The organism is Microbispora sp. KK1-11, from assembly GCF_006874435.1.
Classification (GTDB): Bacteria; Actinomycetota; Actinomycetes; order Streptosporangiales; family Streptosporangiaceae; genus Microbispora; species Microbispora catharanthi.
In genome coordinates, this window is record NZ_VIRJ01000023.1 from 95,328 (window position 1) to 110,857 (window position 15,530).

Sequence of the window (15,530 nt, forward strand, 5' to 3'; positions counted from 1 at the left end):
GCCCTCCGGAGCGAAGCAGTGGTCTGACGTGCTGTTCGTGAGCGCATGCGCAAGTGGATGAAAATGTTTGCGCTTGCTGTCGTATAGTTGCGTCCATGACACGACGGCTTGCGGAAGTGGCCAAGAAGGTGGGCGTGAGCGAGGCGACGGTGAGTCGCGTGCTCAACGGCAAGCCGGGGGTCTCCGACGCCACCAGAGAGGCGGTGCTCACCGCGCTCGACGTGCTGGGATACGAGCGGCCCACCCAGTTGCGCGGCGACCGCGGCCGGCTCGTCGGCCTGGTCCTCCCGGAACTGCAGAACCCGATCTTCCCGGCGTTCGCCGAGGTCGTGGGGGGCGCGCTGGCCCAGCAGGGGTTCACGTCCGTGCTGTGCACCCGGACCGTGGGCGGCGTCTCCGAGTCCGACTACGTGGACCTGCTCCTCCAGCAGCACGTGTCCGGCATGGTCTTCGCCGGCGGCCTGTACGCCCAGGGGGACGCCTCCCACAGCCACTACCGCAGGGTCCTCGAACGCAAGCTGCCGACCGTGCTCGTCAACGCCGCGGTCGAGCATCTCGGGTTCCCGCAGGTGTCGTGCGACGACGTCGCCGCGGCCGAGATCGCGCTCGCCCACCTCATGGCGCTCGGGCACCGCCAGGTCGCGATGCTGCTCGGCCCGCCCGACCACGTGCCGTCCCAGCGCAAGCTCGCCGCGTTCCGCGCGTACGCCGCCGCCAACGGCCTGGAGCTCGGCCCCGACCACGTCGAGCACACGATGTTCTCGCTGGAAGGCGGGCACGCCGCCGCCACACGCATGGTCGCCGCGGGCGTGACCGGCATCATCTGCGCCAGCGACGTGCTCGCCCTCGGCGCGATCAGGGCGGCCCGCCGGGCGGGGCTGTCGGTGCCCGAGGACGTCTCCGTCATCGGTTATGACGACTCGGCGCTGATGAACTGCGTGGACCCGCCGCTCACCACGGTCCGCCAGCCCATCGACGCGATGGGCAGGGCGGCCGTCGAGCTGCTGGTGGCCCAGATCGACGCGGCCGTGGTGCCGGGGGACGAGCTGTTGTTCGAGCCCGAGCTGGTCGTACGCGCCTCGACCGCTCCCGCGCCCCGCTCCTGAATCCCCTGCCTCCGGCCCGCCTCGCCGTCGGCGCGGAGCGCCGGGGGCGGGCGGGTGCGGAGGCCGGCGTAAGACCGTGCCAGGTACCACCGCGCCCGCGATGGCCGCTCCCGAGGCTCACCGGACCGTAACTATCACGGCCGGCCGGAGCACCCGCCCGCCCGTGAGCGCGAAACCAGTGCGGCGCCGACGAACCAGAACAGGCTCATGAACGAGCCCAGCCCCGGTGAGCGTTCGGGTTTCCTGCTCCGTCAATCAGAGCAGAGCACCCGCCCGCCCTTGAGCGCGCTCAGCCCCAGAAGCCCGCTCCTGAGCGCAGCTCGCCGTGGCATGGCAATGACAGACCGATCACTGTCACTTTTTTGCACAGTTAATGACGAACTATTGCTCAGTCCTGCATGCCTCTGTATGTTTCTCGCAACCGAGCGGATCGGGGCGCTCCAGTCGGCCCCGAGCCGCGTGCTTCGACGGGTCGTGGTGCGCGGTTCCAGAAGGGAACGAGGATGAAATCCCACAAGCTCTCGATACTGCTGGTCTCGGGACTTGCCATTGCAGCGGCCGCGGCGTGCGGCACCGACGACAGCGGTAACGGCGGCGACAAGGCCAGCGCTGCGCCCGGCAGCGCCGGGCCGGTGTCGATCTCGGTCAACTGCGAGCCGCCGAAGACGAACAAGGCGGAGCGTGCGACCTTCGAGGAGGACCTGGCGGCCTTCCAGAAGCTGAACCCCAACATCAAGGTCTCGAAGGTCACCGACGCGTTCCCCTGCTACGACCCGCGCACCTTCGAGCCCAAGCTGGCCAGCGGCGAGCTGGAGACGGTGTTCTACGTCAACTTCCCCAACGTGGGCCGCCTGATCGAGAGCGGCCAGGCCGCCGACCTCACGCCGTACGTCAACGAGATCAAGACGTTCGCGGACTACAACAGCTCGATCGACCTGTTCAAGAAGGACGGCAAGGTCTACGGCCTGCCGACCGACGGCTACGGCATGGGCCTCGTCTACAACAAGGAGGTCTTCACCAAGGCCGGTCTCGACCCGAACAACCCGCCCAAGACGTGGGCCGACGTTCAGGCCGCCGCCAAGAAGATCGCGGGGCTCGGCCCCGGCTACGTCGGCTACGGCGAGTACAGCGGCAACAACGTCGGCGGCTGGCACTTCACCGCCTCCATCTACGGCCGCGGCGGATCGGTCATCACCGACGACGGCAAGAAGGCCGCCTTCAACACCCCCGAGGGCAAGGCCGTGCTGGAGAACCTCCACCAGATGCGGTGGGTCGACAACAGCATGGGCTCCCAGCTCTACATCGACTGGCCTGCCCTGATGAAGGCCATGGCCGGCGGCAAGATGGGCATGATGCTGGGCGCGCCCGACGTGCTCATCTCGCTCCGCAACGACTTCGGCGGCAAGTTCGAGAACTACGCCATCACCGCCCAGCCCGAGGCCAAGGCCCTGTTCAACGGCGGCGCCGGCTACATGATCAACCCGAAGGCCACGCCCGAGCAGATCAAGGCCGGCCTCAAGTGGATCGAGTACAAGTTCCTCACCCCCGGTAAGGGACAGTTCGACTACGTGCGGGCCAAGGGCGCGAACCTCACCGTCGGCCAGCCGTACCCCGACCTGTACGGCGCGGACACGCCGTCCGGTCAGGCCGTGAACGACCTGCGCAAGGCGAACGCGAACATCGACGCCTCGCAGTTCGCCGGATGGGTGGAGGGCTCCAAGGGCATCCCGCCGAAGGCGGAGCCGGGGCCGTACGCCCAGGAGATCTACAAGATCCTCGACACTCCGATGTCGGCCGTGCTGACCCGCAAGGACGCGAACATCGACCAGCTCCTGTCCGACGCCGAGTCGAAGGTCAACTCCCTGCTGGCCTCGAAGGGCTGACCGCCCTGATAATCCGGGCCTAACCCGGGGCGCCGCCCGCGGTCGTGAGCTTCGCGCGGCCGGCGCCCCGGCAATCACGTCGAGATCGGATTCACAACGATGACCACAGCGAGCATCCCGGCAGCGGGCGGCCGGCGGCGGCAGCCGACGAAACTGCGGCGCGCCGTGCGGCGCAACGTGACCGCCTACGGCTTCCTGTGCGGCGCTCTGATCTGTTTCGCGTTCTTCTCCTGGTATCCGATGATCCGGGAGGTCATCCTCAGCTTCCAGAAGACCAACTTCGTGGACCCGCCCAAATGGGTGGGGCTGGAGAACTTCCGCACCGTCGTCAACGACCCGGCCTTCGGACCGGCCTGGGTCAACACCGCGCTGTTCACGGTGCTCGCCCTGCTGTGCGGTTACGGGATCCCCTTCGTCACCGCGATCGTCCTGAACGAACTGCGGCACGCCCGTGCCTACCTGCGCTTCGTGGTCTACCTGCCGGTCATGCTGCCGCCCGCGGTGAGCGTCCTGCTGTTCCAGTGGTTCTACAACCCCGACTACGGGCTGTTCAACCAGGTCCTGGACCTGTTCCATCTGCCCGGCCTGCAGTGGCTCAACTCGACGAGCACCGCGCTGATCTCGCTGGTCATCGTCTCCACCTGGATGAACATGGGCAGCGGCACGCTGATCTACCTCGCCGCCCTGCAGACGATCCCGAGCGAGCTGTACGAGGCCGCGGAGCTCGACGGCGCCGGCCTGTTCAAGCGGATCCGGCACGTCACGATCCCGCAGACCAAGCTGATCCTGCTGGTGATGCTGCTGCTCCAGATCGTGGCGACCATGCAGGTCTTCATCGAGCCCTACCTGCTCACCGGCGGCGGCCCCGAGAACGCCACGGTCAGCGTCGTCTACCTCATGTACCAGTACGCCTTCAACTTCGGCAGCCTCAACGCGGGCAACGCGCTCGGCCTGATGCTCATGATCGTGCTCATGGTGTTCTCCGCGATCTACCTGCGCGTCTCGCGCGACAACACGGTGTGAGGGGAGCGACCATGTCCAACACCACGGTCATGCCCGACCGCTCGGCCGGGGCGCCGGCCACCTCCACCCGGCACGAGCGCCGCGGGCAGCGGCGGCCCCGCAAGCCGATGAACACGCAGTTCCGCACCGCGGTCTCGCCGCACCAGCTCAACACGACCCGCGGCCGGATCATCTACTGGATCGTGCTGGTGATCGTGGTGGTGAGCTTCACCGCCGCGTTCGTCTTCCCGCTGTACTGGATGATCACCGGTGCGATGAAGTCCACCGAGGAACTCAACGCGATCCCGCCGACGTTCCTGCCGTCGCACTTCTCCCTGGACGGCTACCTGCAGGCGTGGGACCTGCTGGGCCTCGGCACGCTGCTCGGCAACACGGCCCTGTACGCCGGGGGCGCCTGGCTGCTGACGCTCGCGGTGGACGTCTCGGCGGCCTACGCCCTGTCGAAGCTCCGCCCGGCGCTCGGCAGGGTCGTGCTGGCCCTGATGCTGTCGACGCTGATGATCCCGCCCATGGTCATCATGCTCCCGGCGTACCTGACGGTGAAGGACGTGCCGTTCTTCCACTGGAACCTGCTCAACACGCCGTGGGCGATCTGGCTGCCTGCGGCGGCCAACGGCTTCAACGTCTTCCTGCTCAAGCGGTTCTTCGACTCGATCCCCAGGGAGCTGCTCGAAGCCGCCGAGATCGACGGCGCGTCGCCGGGCCGCATCCTGTGGTCGGTGGTGATCCCGATCTCCCGGCCCATCCTCGGCGTGGTCTCCATCCTCACCGTCGTCAACGTCTGGCGCGACTTCGTCTGGCCCCTGCTGGTCCTGCCGGACAGCGACAAGATGTCGGTGAGCATCGGCATCGCCTCGCTCTCCTCCCAGATGCCGCAGAACGTGCTGGTCGCCTCCCTGGTGATCGCGAGCATCCCGACCATCGTCGTCTTCTTCCTGTTCCAGCGGCACATCATGGCCGGTCTCACCGCCGGCAGCCTCAAGGGCTGACGTCCCGATCTGTCTTCACCCGTAAGGAGTTGTATTCAGCATGCCCGGCAACACCTCGACCCTCGATTGGTGGCGCGGGGCCGCGATCTACCAGGTCTACCTGCGCAGCTTCGCCGACGGGAACGGCGACGGGACGGGCGACCTGGCGGGGCTGCGGTCACGCCTGCCTTACCTGGCGGATCTCGGCGTCGACGCCATCTGGCTGAACCCGTGGTATCCCTCTCCCATGGCCGACGGCGGCTACGACGTCGCCGACTACCGCAGCATCGAGCCGGTCTTCGGCACCCTGGCCGAGGCGGAGAAGCTGATCGAGGAAGCCCACGACCTGGGCATCCGTACGATCGTCGACGTCGTCCCCAACCACGCGTCCGACCAGAACGCCTGGTTCCAGGAGGCCCTGGCGGCCGGTCCCGGTTCGGAGGCCCGGGAGCGGTTCTGGTTCCGCCCCGGCGTCGGCGACGGCCCGCCCAACGGCTGGCAGTCGATCTTCGGCGGCCCGGCGTGGACACAGGTGCCGGACGGCGAGTGGTACCTGCACCTGTTCGCCCCCGAGCAGCCCGACTTCAACTGGAACAACCCGGCCGTACGTCAGGAGTTCCTGGACGTGCTGCGGTTCTGGTTCGACCGGGGCGTGGACGGCGTGCGCATCGACTCCGCGGCCGTGCTCGTCAAGGACCTCGACAGCGTGGAGGAGTCGTACACCGACCACGACGGGGTCCACGAGATCTACCGCGAGTGGCGGCGGGTGTCCGACTCCTACGGCGGGCGGATCCTCATCGGCGAGGTGTGGCTGCCCGACCAGGAGCGGTTCGCCAACTACCTGCGCCCCGACGAGCTCCACACCGCGTTCAACTTCGACTTCCTGTCGAGTGCGTGGGAGCCGGCCGCGCTGCGCGCCAGCATCGACCTGACCCTCGCCACCCACGTGCCGATCGGCGCGCCCGCGACCTGGGTGTTGTCCAACCACGACGTCGCCCGTCCGGTCACCCGCTATGGCCGGGCCGTCACGTCCTGGGACAACGCGGAACGCCGGGACGGCATGCCGTCCGACCTGGAGCTCGGCCGCCGCCGGGCGCGGGCCGCGGCGCTGCTCGCGATGGCGCTGCCCGGGAGCGTCTACGTCTACCAGGGGGAGGAGCTCGGCCTGAACGAGGTCGAGGACATCCCCGAGGAGCTCATCGACGACCCGATGTGGGAGCGTTCCGGCCACACGGTCCGCGGCCGTGACGGCTGCCGGGTGCCGCTGCCGTGGTCGGGCACCGAGCCGCCCTTCGGATACAGCACCGGCGAGCCCTGGCTACCGCAGCCGGCCGGCTGGCGCGACCTCACCGTGGAGGCGCAGGAGGCCGATCCGGGCTCGATGCTCTGCCTCTACCGCTCGGCCCTGCGGCTGCGCCGCGAACTCCTCGGCGACGGCACGCTGACCTGGCTGCCGTACGGGGACGAGGTCATCGCGTTCCGCCGCGATTCCGGCCTGGTCTGCCTGGTCAACCTCGGCGCCGAGCCGGTCGCGCTCCCGGAGACGGGTTCGGTGCTGCTGGCCAGCGGTCCCCTCGACGGCGACCTCCTCCCGTCCGACACCGCGGCCTGGATCATGGAGGCCCGATGAGAATCCTGCTGGTGGCGGCCCTGGCCGCCACCGGGCTCGCGGTCTTACAGGCGCCGGCGTCCGCCTCGGCGAAGCCCCCCGTCGTGACGCGGGCCGCCCTCGACCCGGCGCTCGTCGCCGGGCGCGGGGCCGACGTCGACTTCGCCGAGCAGGAGGCGGAGAACGCGTCGACGAACGGCACGGTCATCGGCCCCGGCCGCGACGCGTACACGCTGCCCGCGGAGGCGTCCGGCCGCAGGGCGGTCAAGCTGACCCCCGGGCAGTACGTCGAGTTCACACTGCCCAAGGCGGCCAACGCGATCACCGTGCGGTACAGCATCCCGGACGCTCCCGGGGGCGGTGGCATCACCGCGCCGCTCGACGTCGCGGTGAACGGCCACAAGCGGGCCACCATGACCCTCACGTCGCAGTACGCCTGGCTCTACAACCAGTATCCGTTCTCCAACGATCCGAACGCCGGGCTGCTGCACCCCGACTGGTGGATCACCGAGTGCTCCTGCGTGCCGAACGCCACCACGCCGGCCCCGGAGATCGCCAAGCCGTACCGCCCGAACCACTTCTACGACGAGCAGCGTCTCCTGCTCGGCCGTACGTACCGGGCGGGCGACACCGTACGGCTGACGGTCCCGGCGGGGAGCAACGCCGCGTGGACGGTCGTCGACCTGCTCGACTCGCACCTCGTCGGTCCGCCGCGCGTCGAGGTCGTCGCCGCGAACGTGCTGGTCTTCGGCGCCGACCCCACCGGCCGGCGCGACTCCGCCGGGGCGATCGACAAGGCCGTCGCCTTCGCCAGACGGGCGCACCTGAAGGTCTACATCCCGCCGGGCACCTACCAGGTGAACCGTCACATCGTCGTGGACGACGTGACGATCACGGGTGCCGGAAGCTGGTACACGACCATCAAGGGCCGCCAGGTCGACCTGGACACCCCGGCCCCGGACGGCTCGGTGCACACCGGCGTCGGCTTCTACGGCAAGGACGCCTCGGCGGGCGGCAGCCGCAACGTCCACCTGTCCGGCTTCGCCATCGAGGGCGACGTCCGCGAGCGGATCGACACCGACCAGGTCAACGGCGTCGGCGGCGCGATGAGCGACTCGACCATCGACGGGCTCTACATCCGCCACACCAAGGTCGGCATGTGGTTCGACGGCCCGATGCGCAACCTCAAGATCACCAACAACGTGGTCGTCGACCAGATCGCGGACGGGCTCAACTTCCACACCGGCGTGACCGGCTCCGTCGTGTCGAACAACTTCTTCCGCAACACCGGTGACGACGCCCTCGCCATGTGGTCGGAGAAGACCGCCGACGCGGGCAACACGTTCGACCACAACACGATCCAGACGCCCGTGCTGGCCAACGGCATCGCGATCTACGGCGGCACGGACAACACGGTCTCGAACAACCTGATCGCCGACCCCATCAGGGAGGGCAGCGCCATCCAGGTCGGCTCCCGGTTCGGCGCAGAACCGTTCGCCGGCAGGCTCCGCATCAACGGCAACACGACCGTACGGGCCGGCACGTTCGAGCTGAACTGGAAGATCGGCCTGGGGGCCATCTGGTTCTACGCCCTGGAGAAGGACATCGACGCCGACATCGAGGTCAGCGGCGACCACTACCTGGACAGCACTTACAACGCGATCATGCTGGTCAGTGAGTGGTCGGTGAAGGACCTGTACGCGATCCCGAAGGTCCGTTTCAGGGACATCCGGGTCGACGGCACGGGCACCTCCGTGGTCAGCGCCCGGGTGAAGGGCTCGGCGTCCTTCCAGAACGTGGACGCCCGCAACGTCGGCGCGGTGGGCGTCAACAACTGCGGGTCCTTCAACTTCCCGCCCACCGGGTCGGAGTTCTCCCTGACCGACCTCGGCGGCAACGACGGCGGCTGGCTCGCTCCCTGGATGCTGCCCAACACCATCACCTGCGACGACCGCCCACCGGTCGTCCCCCCACCCGCCCCGTCTCCCTGGTGACGGAGCACGCGTAGAGACAGAGGGCTTCCCCGGCTCCGGCCGGGGAAGCCCTCGTACGCGTGCCCGTCGACGTCAGGACAGGTCGAACGCGCCGGCCTTGACTCCCTGCAGGAATGCCTGCCATTCCTCGGCGGTGAATGTCAGCACAGGACTGTCATCGCCCTGCTTCCCGTCGCGGACACCGACCCATCCGTCCTGGACGGCGACCTCCACGCAGGTGCCGTTGTTGCATGCCTGGTGCCATTCGACACCGTCGAACGAAGGTCGGCGTGCCATGCACTCTCCCGGAAGCCGTCCACTCGTGGAGTGAGATATCACCCGGAAGCATTGTAATCTATCCGCTTTTTAGGAATCTGTCCTGTTATGCCGGGGCCACGCGCTGCGCTGCCAATCCTCCTGGTCACTGCGACAGGTCGTACGAACCTGCCTTCACGGACGCCACAAAGCGACGCCACTCCTCACGAGAGTAAAACTGCATGCCCTGGGCCGGGTTTTTCGAGTCGCGTATGGCAACCATTCCGTCGAGGACGGCCACCTGTACACAGTTGCCGCCGTTGCATCTCGTGGAGATGCGCCATTGCGATTCCGTTATCGGCGTGTCTGGCCGGAGCTCCATGTGATCCTCTGTCTCTGCGCTATTGTTCTCCCGGAGACAGATGGTCACTGCGGGGCAGCGCAGCACTGAAGTCCGATTTGGCCTTCGCGATTCGCCGGATGGACTCGTTCGGGGACAGCGCGGCCGCACGGATGATCTCGACGGCCTCCCGATATATTTCCAGCTCCGCTGGTTTCTCCAGGTACTCCACCCGGTTGAGCATCTCGACGTAAACGACTTCGGATACCGCCGGGTCCTTCATTCTGAACATCACGAACGGGCCGTCGGCGGACATGTAGGCGCCCACTTCGAACGGAATGACCTGCACGGTCACGTGAGGCGCCTGCGCGAGCCTGAGCACCTGCTCCAACTGGTCCGTCATGATCGAGGCGTCGCCGACCTGCCGGAGTAGGGCGGCCTCGTCGATGAAGGTCCAGTAGCGGGGCGGCTCCTTTTGGGTGAGAAGCAGTTGGCGCTTCATCCGCGCTTCGACCCGCCGCTCCAGAAGCTCCTGGTCGATTCGTGGAAGCAGCCCGCGGATGAGCGCTCTTGCGTACTCCTCCGTCTGGAACAGGCCGGGAATGTAGGCGGTCTGCAGCTCCGTGATGGACACTGCCGCCGCCTCCAGGTCCATATAGACGTAGATGGCGTCGTTGCCGAGATCCCCCCACTCCTGCTTCAGGCCCGGCTGGCGGGACTCCCGCGCGAGCGTCATCAGCTGAGTGACGAGCTTGTCGTCCGAGACACCGTAGATCCGGCACAGATCGCGGACGTCGCGCTGACTCACGCCGCGCTGACCGGTCTCCATACGGCTGATTTTCGCGGGGCTGCAAAGGAGCTCCTGAGCCACCTGATCGACGGTCATGCCGGTCGCGTGCCGCAGCTCTCGGAGACGGCTCGCCAGCTGACGCCGCCGGAGCGTCAGGTTCGTCCCGGCCATAGCGGTCACCTTCTGCGTACGCGTTCTGCGGTGGACCCCGAAAGGTGCAGCGTAGCATCCCGCTGGCAGTTGCCGTGTGAAAACTCCGATGGCAATTGCCAAATGAAGGTTGCCAATGGCAACTGCGGGGAAAGCTATACATAAGCCTCAACGTGGCGGCTGGACCGGCCGGTTCCCGGAGGGAGGCGATGCGCATCGGGGGCCTCGTCTTTCGGCCCCTTTTCCCTGAAACGCGCTGCTGGGCCGATGGTGGCACATCGACCCAGCGCAGACGACCATCCAACCTGCCTGCTCAGCAAAGGGATGATCCCGTGCACTCTAACAACAAGAACATGCGCGCTCCTTCCCTCCCAGGGTTACGGATGCGCATCATCGCCCTCCTCTGGAGGGTGGGCGAGGAGGCGTTCGCCGAGATCGACGCGTTCGCGTGGGTGCAGCGCTGGGAGATCCGGCGCACCTGGCACACGCACACCTACCGCGACACGCGGTTCGACGCGCTCGCCGCCTGCAAGGTCTGCTCCGCGAAGGGGCGGTGCCCCACGGGGCTGCCGTGCCGCCGATGCCGGGGCACCGGGCGGGTCAACCTGCTCGAACCGCCGGCCTCCCGCAGGCCCGAGCGACCCTCGGGCGGCCGGGCATGAGGCACCCCGTCAGGCGGAACCCGCACCTGGTCCTGCGTTTCATCGAGCGGGAGACCTCTCCCGTCGCGCGGCCGGGACCGCTGGTGGTGCTGTGGAGGTGGCGTTACGAGGCGGTGCTGGTGGTGGGAGGGCCGGCGGTCGTGGTCATCGCCGTGCGGACGGCGGGCCCTGCCGTCACGATCGTCACCGGTTCTCTGATCTGCCTGCTCGTACTGCTGTGGCCGCAGGCCCGCCGGGAGGTGGCGGCCCGCTTCTGGTGCGTGGTGACGCCCCACCGCGTACGGAAGGCCTGTGCCGAGGCGTTGATCGTCAACCGCCGGGGCAAGCTGCCCGTGATCCTCCGTACGAGGCCGGAGCCGTTCGGCGAGCGCCTGTGGATGTGGTGCAGGGCGGGGACCAGCCCGAGCGACCTCGAACGGGCCCGGGACATGATCGCCGCCGCGTGCTGGCTGGCCCACGGGGTGCGGATCACCAGGGACCCGCACCGGACGTCGCTCGTCATCGTGGACGTGCTGCGGCGCGCCGGCCGCCCCGTTCCCCAGGAGCCGGCGGAGACCGGGGAGCGGACGCTGACCCGGTTCCGGCCCTGACGAGGAGAGGACGGGCCCGCGGGGAGGTCAGGCAGGGGGCCTCTCTGCGGCGGGGACGGTGGACAGCTCGACCGTGCAGAAGGCGCAGCGCCGGGCGTCGACGGGGATGTCCGACAGGCACTCGGGGCACTGCTTCTTGGTGGCCTCCTTCTTGGTGTCGAAGAGGCTCAGGAAACGGGTCATCGGCAGGACGACCAGCCAGTAGACCACGGCCGCGACGATCAGGAACGTCAGCAGGTGGTTGATGAAGTCGCCGTACTTGAACACGGCGCCGTTGACGGTGAACCTGTAGCTGGAGAAGTCGGGTTGCTTCCCGCCGGTGACGGCCGCGATCAGGGGGGTGATCAGGTCCTGCACGAGGGCCTGGATGAGTCCGCTGAACGTCGCGCCCACGACCACGGCGACGGCGAGCTCCACCAGGTTGCCCCGTAGGAGGAACTTCTTGAATCCGCTCATGGGGCAACGACCTATCCGGTTTTGCCTTTCCTATGCAAGGGCGTGACCCTGGCGGCGGACCCGGAAAGATCGAAAAGGGAAGGGGGAGAAGTTGCCGGAGCGATCGAAAAGCCCCGCCGACGATCCGTTCGGTGGGCGGCGTCCGACCAGTCATGAACGGATGACGGGACTGCCGTGGGACGCGTCGTACCACGACGGTCCCGCGCCTTGGGACATCGAACGGCCGCAGCCGGCGATAGTGCGTCTGGCGTCCGAAGGCGCATTCGCCGGAGCGGTTCTCGACGCGGGCTGCGGGACCGGCGAGAACGCTCTTCACCTCGCCTCGCTGGGGCTGCCGGTTCTGGGCGTCGACGTGGCCGAGACCGCATTGGCGATCGCCCGGGAGAAGGCCGTCGACCGTGGGATACACGTTGAGTTCGCCGCGGCCGACGCCCTCCGCCTGGAGCGTCTGGGGCGCAGGTTCGCGACGGTGCTGGACTGCGGGCTGTTCCACACCTTGGACGGCGACGAGCGATCCGGATACGTGACGAGTCTCGCGTCGGTGACAGAGCACGGCGGCACGCTGTACGTGTTGTGCTTCAGCGACGACGGTCCCGGCACCGGGCCGCATCCCGTGAGCAGGGAAGAGCTGAGAGCGGCGTTCGATCCCGCCAACGGCTGGAATGTCGCCGCCGTCGAACCGGACCGGGTCCGGACGAGGTATCACGATGACGGTGCACCGGCCTGGCTCGCGACGATCAGACGGACCTGAACGCCGGGGATGCTGCCGGGGGCTGGGCGTCGTCGGCCGGCCCCACGGCAGCGGACGATGATTTCGGTCGCGAGGCGAACGCTTAACGGACGCGCTCGGACTTTCGGTCCTGACCGAACTCAACAGAGGGTTGTTCTGGGAGCGCTCCCACTTCAGGTGTCGCTGGCCTGGGTGAGGGCGGCTTCGACCCGGTCGAGCGCGGCCAGCAGTTCCCCCTTCAGCGTGGACGGCAACCGTCCCTCCTGATACCGGACCTCGACCTTGGTGCGTACGGCGGGCAGCCCCTGACCGCTGGCGACGGCGTTGCGCAGCACCTGCTTGAGGTCGAGCGCGACGTCGTCGTCGATGTCGTGGGTGGCCTCGGCGCCGTCCACCAGCAGGTTGAACTGCCGGACCGCGGTGTCGATGCGCGGCGGCGCGGCCGTGGTGGCCAGCGGCAGCGGCGCCACATCGGACTTGCGGGTGACCGAGGTCTTCGGCCGCCTGACGGTGTCCTCGGCGTGCCGGTCCTTCTTGACGGCCTTGACGCTGATCGAGGGGGAGGGGTGGTGCCGGGCCGGCGCTGCCGTGCGTACAGGATCCGCGACGGGCGCGACCGTATGCCGGGGTTCGGCGACGGCTTCGACCCGCGGCGGCGGCGAGGCGGTGGCCTGCGCGTGCGCGGGCGAGGGGCTGGGCAGTACGGCGGCGGCTCCGACCTCCGGGCCGTGCGTCTGGGTGAACCAGAGGATGCCGCCCAGGGCCGCGGCCCCGACGGCGGCGGCGCCCCAGCCGGCCCCGCGTGGTCCTGGCGGCTTCTTCACCGTGGTCAGGGCGGCGGCGACCGCCCGCGCGCTCGGCCGGTCCACGGGGTCGGGGCACAGGCAGCGCCGGCACAGGTCGGCGACCTCCTGCGGCAGGCCCGGCACCCCTTCGGGCGCCGGCGGCGGTCCCTCCCGCCGCGCCGCCTCGATCGCCTCCCAGGTCTTCTCCGGGTAGGGCAGGGAGCCGGTGAGCATCTCGAACAGCAGCACGCCGAGCGCGTAGACGTCCACGGCCGGGTCGGCCGTCGTCCCCTTCAGCCGCTCGGGCGCGACGTACGGCGGCGTGCCGAAGTCGGCGACGAGCTGGTCGTCGGCCTCGCCGATGAACGCGGCGATGCCGAAGTCGAGCAGCTTGGGCCCGTCGTCGGCGAGCAGCACGTTCTCCGGGGTGACGTCCCGGTGGACGATGCCCCGGTCGTGGGCCGCCGCCAGCACCTTCGCCAGCCCGGCGGCGATCTCCACCGACTCGGCCCAGGGCAGCGGGCCCTCGATGATCCGGTCGGCCAGCGACCGGCCCTCCAGCAGGCGCATGACCACGAAGGACGCCAGCCTGCCGCCGTTCGTGACCGTCTCGCCGTAGTCGTAGACCTCGATCGCGTCCGGGTGGATCAGCCGGGCGGTGGCCCTGGCCTCCCGGCGCATGAGTTCCCGTCCGGGGTTGTCGTCGTCGAGCGAGCCGTCCAGCACCTTGATCGCGACCATGCGCTGAAGTGACTGGTCGAAGGCACGCCAGATGACCGACATCCCGCCCGTCGCTATCCGCTCCTGGAGCAGATAACGACGGGTCAGGACGTCGCCTTCTCGAAGCTCAGGCCGATTCACGAACCACCAGTTCCGTGGGCAGCACCGGATTGCCCTTGGGATTGTCCCCGTCCCCGAGTGTCATGAGAAGCAGTCGTGCGGCGAGCGTGGCCATTTCCTCGACGGGCTGCCTGACCGTGGTCAGTGTCGGCGAGGTGTGCCTGGCCACGGGCGCGTCGTCGTATCCGATGACGGCCACGTCGTCCGGCACCTTCCGCCCGGCGCGGCGCAGCGTCTGCATCGCCCCGGCCGCCATCACGTCCGACGCCGCGAACACGGCGTCGAGGTGCGGCGCCCGTTGCAGCAGCCACTGCATGGCGTGCGCGCCCGACGCATGGGTGAAGTCGCCGTACGCCACGGGCATGTCGAGCACACCGGCGTCGCGGAGCGTCTGCCGGAAGCCCTCCAGCCGGTCGCGGGCGGCCGGCAGGGTCGGCGGCCCGGCGATGGTGGCGATGTGCTTGCGGTTGTTGAGCAGCAGGTGCTCGGCCGCCTGCCGTCCGCCGTCACGGTTGTCCATGTCGACGAACGGGAGGTCGATGCCGTCTGGCGGCCGCCCGGCACAGCGCACCGGGACGCCCGAGGCCGCCAGCGTGACCGCGAGGGGGTGCCGCGCGCGTGCGCCGATCAGAAGGACGCCGTCGACGGCGCCCGCGACCAGCGGCGGTGCGGCGATGGAGGCGGTCGCAGGGGTCGCGGTCATCACGACCATCGGGACCCCGTGCGTCGTCAGCACCTCCTCGCAGGCGGACAGGAGCCTGGCGTAGAACGGCTCGGTGAAAAGGCGTGGACTGTGCTCGCAGACGACCGCGGCGATGATCTGCTCGGCCCGCCTGCCCGCGGATCCCCTGGGGGCGCGGCGCCGTACATAGCCCAGACGCGACATCGCGTCGTGGACTTGTCGGCGGGTCGACGTGGTCACGCGTACCGAGCCGGTCAAGACCCGGGAAGCTGTTGCCGGGGAGACGCCGGCTGCGGCGGCTACCTCTGCGAGGGTGGGAAGATCGGCCATCCGGTCTCCTCGGCCCGAAGGTTCACACGGCTTGGGAGCGCTCCCAAGCGAAAGTATCACTGTTTCGCTCGTGTCAACAGAGGTTTCCTCGGTGTGAAACCTTTCGTAGAGTTTCGCTCGGCTTTGGCACAGTTGGAGGCTAGAGCACAGGGGTGATCCAGGGAAGCGAATGGGAATTTTGACACGTGATGCCCAGCTTGTCCGATAATCACCGTAAATATGCCGTAACGCCAAGCGGGGCGGCCGGAGTCGCCGCCCGGCGGTAGGGTCCTGCGGCAAGGGATCACGGACGGATCCGCTCGCGCCCGGCCCCGGGGGCCGTCGCGTCCGTCCGCCAGCCAGAACCGGAAAGGCCCTC

15 protein-coding genes are annotated in these 15,530 nt (G+C 68.7%); 9 read left to right on the top strand and 6 right to left on the bottom strand.

The window, feature by feature from the left end; genetic code table 11:
- Positions 1-95 precede the first annotated feature (95 nt).
- The 6 genes from FLW16_RS28500 (at position 96) to FLW16_RS28525 (ending at position 8,583) form a co-directional block, all read left to right on the top strand.
- Complete coding sequence (locus tag FLW16_RS28500; protein ID WP_142563215.1) at positions 96-1,106, top strand: LacI family DNA-binding transcriptional regulator; 1,011 nt, start codon at positions 96-98, stop codon at positions 1,104-1,106.
- Between the two features lie 503 nt (positions 1,107-1,609).
- Positions 1,610-2,989 carry an extracellular solute-binding protein gene (locus FLW16_RS28505; protein ID WP_142563216.1) on the top strand — a complete coding sequence of 460 codons (1,380 nt, stop codon included), beginning with the start codon at positions 1,610-1,612 and terminating at the stop codon, positions 2,987-2,989.
- 99 nt (positions 2,990-3,088) lie between these two features.
- Positions 3,089-4,012, top strand: coding sequence for a carbohydrate ABC transporter permease (locus tag FLW16_RS28510; RefSeq protein ID WP_142563217.1), 924 nt, complete (start codon positions 3,089-3,091; stop codon positions 4,010-4,012).
- A gap of 11 nt (positions 4,013-4,023) precedes the next feature.
- On the top strand, positions 4,024-5,001 hold the full coding sequence (locus tag FLW16_RS28515) for a carbohydrate ABC transporter permease (RefSeq protein ID WP_142563218.1): 978 nt from the start codon (positions 4,024-4,026) through the stop codon (positions 4,999-5,001).
- 40 nt (positions 5,002-5,041) lie between these two features.
- Positions 5,042-6,610 carry a glycoside hydrolase family 13 protein gene (locus tag FLW16_RS28520; protein ID WP_142563219.1) on the top strand — a complete coding sequence of 523 codons (1,569 nt, stop codon included), beginning with the start codon at positions 5,042-5,044 and terminating at the stop codon, positions 6,608-6,610.
- Positions 6,607-8,583, top strand: a complete 1,977-nt coding sequence (locus FLW16_RS28525; protein ID WP_142563220.1) for a glycosyl hydrolase family 28-related protein — start codon at positions 6,607-6,609, stop codon at positions 8,581-8,583. The genes FLW16_RS28520 and FLW16_RS28525 overlap by 4 nt, the downstream gene beginning before the upstream one ends.
- Before the next feature lie 72 nt (positions 8,584-8,655).
- Here FLW16_RS28525 and FLW16_RS28530 read toward each other — a convergent pair whose 3' ends face one another.
- The 3 genes from FLW16_RS28530 to FLW16_RS28540 all read right to left on the bottom strand — a co-directional run bounded on the left by FLW16_RS28530 (position 8,656) and on the right by FLW16_RS28540 (position 10,118).
- Positions 8,656-8,859 (bottom strand): DUF397 domain-containing protein, encoded by a 204-nt coding sequence (locus FLW16_RS28530; RefSeq protein ID WP_142563221.1) that lies wholly within the window; start codon positions 8,857-8,859, stop codon positions 8,656-8,658.
- 124 nt (positions 8,860-8,983) lie between these two features.
- The gene (locus tag FLW16_RS28535) at positions 8,984-9,199 is read right to left on the bottom strand and encodes a DUF397 domain-containing protein (RefSeq protein ID WP_142563222.1); all 216 of its coding nucleotides are present in this window, start codon (positions 9,197-9,199) and stop codon (positions 8,984-8,986) included.
- A 19-nt stretch (positions 9,200-9,218) separates the two neighbouring features.
- Positions 9,219-10,118 carry a helix-turn-helix transcriptional regulator gene (locus FLW16_RS28540; protein WP_142563223.1) on the bottom strand — a complete coding sequence of 300 codons (900 nt, stop codon included), beginning with the start codon at positions 10,116-10,118 and terminating at the stop codon, positions 9,219-9,221.
- Between the two features lie 362 nt (positions 10,119-10,480).
- Between FLW16_RS28540 and FLW16_RS28545 the strand changes: the two genes are divergently transcribed.
- The gene (locus tag FLW16_RS28545) at positions 10,481-10,759 is read left to right on the top strand and encodes a hypothetical protein (protein ID WP_142563224.1); all 279 of its coding nucleotides are present in this window, start codon (positions 10,481-10,483) and stop codon (positions 10,757-10,759) included.
- Complete coding sequence (locus FLW16_RS28550; protein WP_142563225.1) at positions 10,756-11,349, top strand: hypothetical protein; 594 nt, start codon at positions 10,756-10,758, stop codon at positions 11,347-11,349. Before FLW16_RS28545 ends, FLW16_RS28550 begins: the two co-directional genes overlap by 4 nt.
- A 27-nt stretch (positions 11,350-11,376) precedes the next feature.
- Here FLW16_RS28550 and mscL read toward each other — a convergent pair whose 3' ends face one another.
- Complete coding sequence (mscL, locus tag FLW16_RS28555) at positions 11,377-11,805, bottom strand: large conductance mechanosensitive channel protein MscL (RefSeq protein WP_142563226.1); 429 nt, start codon at positions 11,803-11,805, stop codon at positions 11,377-11,379.
- A 160-nt stretch (positions 11,806-11,965) separates the two neighbouring features.
- Between mscL and FLW16_RS28560 the strand changes: the two genes are divergently transcribed.
- Entirely contained in the window at positions 11,966-12,556 is a 591-nt protein-coding gene (locus tag FLW16_RS28560; RefSeq protein WP_142563227.1) for a class I SAM-dependent methyltransferase, read from the top strand.
- Positions 12,557-12,708: 152 nt separating this feature from the next.
- Here the strand turns inward: FLW16_RS28560 and FLW16_RS28565 are convergent, their stop codons facing one another.
- Positions 12,709-14,181: a serine/threonine-protein kinase gene (locus FLW16_RS28565; RefSeq protein WP_142563228.1), complete on the bottom strand. Its 1,473-nt coding sequence runs from the start codon at positions 14,179-14,181 to the stop codon at positions 12,709-12,711.
- A complete protein-coding gene (locus FLW16_RS28570) occupies positions 14,168-15,172 on the bottom strand; it encodes a LacI family DNA-binding transcriptional regulator (protein WP_030510556.1) in 1,005 nt (334 codons plus the stop codon). The genes FLW16_RS28565 and FLW16_RS28570 overlap by 14 nt, the downstream gene beginning before the upstream one ends.
- Positions 15,173-15,530 lie beyond the last annotated feature (358 nt).

What these genes read in the sequence shown, in the direction of transcription:
- FLW16_RS28510 (WP_142563217.1), top strand. Translation starts at nt 3,089, where the DNA reads ATGACCACAGCGAGCATCCCGGCAGCGGGCGGCCGGCGGCGGCAGCCG.
- mscL (WP_142563226.1), bottom strand. Translation starts at nt 11,805, where the DNA reads ATGAGCGGATTCAAGAAGTTCCTCCTACGGGGCAACCTGGTGGAGCTC.
- FLW16_RS28540 (WP_142563223.1), bottom strand. Translation starts at nt 10,118, where the DNA reads ATGGCCGGGACGAACCTGACGCTCCGGCGGCGTCAGCTGGCGAGCCGT.
- FLW16_RS28505 (WP_142563216.1), top strand. Translation starts at nt 1,610, where the DNA reads ATGAAATCCCACAAGCTCTCGATACTGCTGGTCTCGGGACTTGCCATT.
- FLW16_RS28530 (WP_142563221.1), bottom strand. Translation starts at nt 8,859, where the DNA reads ATGGCACGCCGACCTTCGTTCGACGGTGTCGAATGGCACCAGGCATGC.
- FLW16_RS28500 (WP_142563215.1), top strand. Translation starts at nt 96, where the DNA reads ATGACACGACGGCTTGCGGAAGTGGCCAAGAAGGTGGGCGTGAGCGAG.
- FLW16_RS28550 (WP_142563225.1), top strand. Translation starts at nt 10,756, where the DNA reads ATGAGGCACCCCGTCAGGCGGAACCCGCACCTGGTCCTGCGTTTCATC.
- FLW16_RS28535 (WP_142563222.1), bottom strand. Translation starts at nt 9,199, where the DNA reads ATGGAGCTCCGGCCAGACACGCCGATAACGGAATCGCAATGGCGCATC.
- FLW16_RS28570 (WP_030510556.1), bottom strand. Translation starts at nt 15,172, where the DNA reads ATGGCCGATCTTCCCACCCTCGCAGAGGTAGCCGCCGCAGCCGGCGTC.
- FLW16_RS28560 (WP_142563227.1), top strand. Translation starts at nt 11,966, where the DNA reads ATGACGGGACTGCCGTGGGACGCGTCGTACCACGACGGTCCCGCGCCT.
- FLW16_RS28520 (WP_142563219.1), top strand. Translation starts at nt 5,042, where the DNA reads ATGCCCGGCAACACCTCGACCCTCGATTGGTGGCGCGGGGCCGCGATC.
- FLW16_RS28545 (WP_142563224.1), top strand. Translation starts at nt 10,481, where the DNA reads ATGCGCATCATCGCCCTCCTCTGGAGGGTGGGCGAGGAGGCGTTCGCC.
- FLW16_RS28525 (WP_142563220.1), top strand. Translation starts at nt 6,607, where the DNA reads ATGAGAATCCTGCTGGTGGCGGCCCTGGCCGCCACCGGGCTCGCGGTC.
- FLW16_RS28515 (WP_142563218.1), top strand. Translation starts at nt 4,024, where the DNA reads ATGTCCAACACCACGGTCATGCCCGACCGCTCGGCCGGGGCGCCGGCC.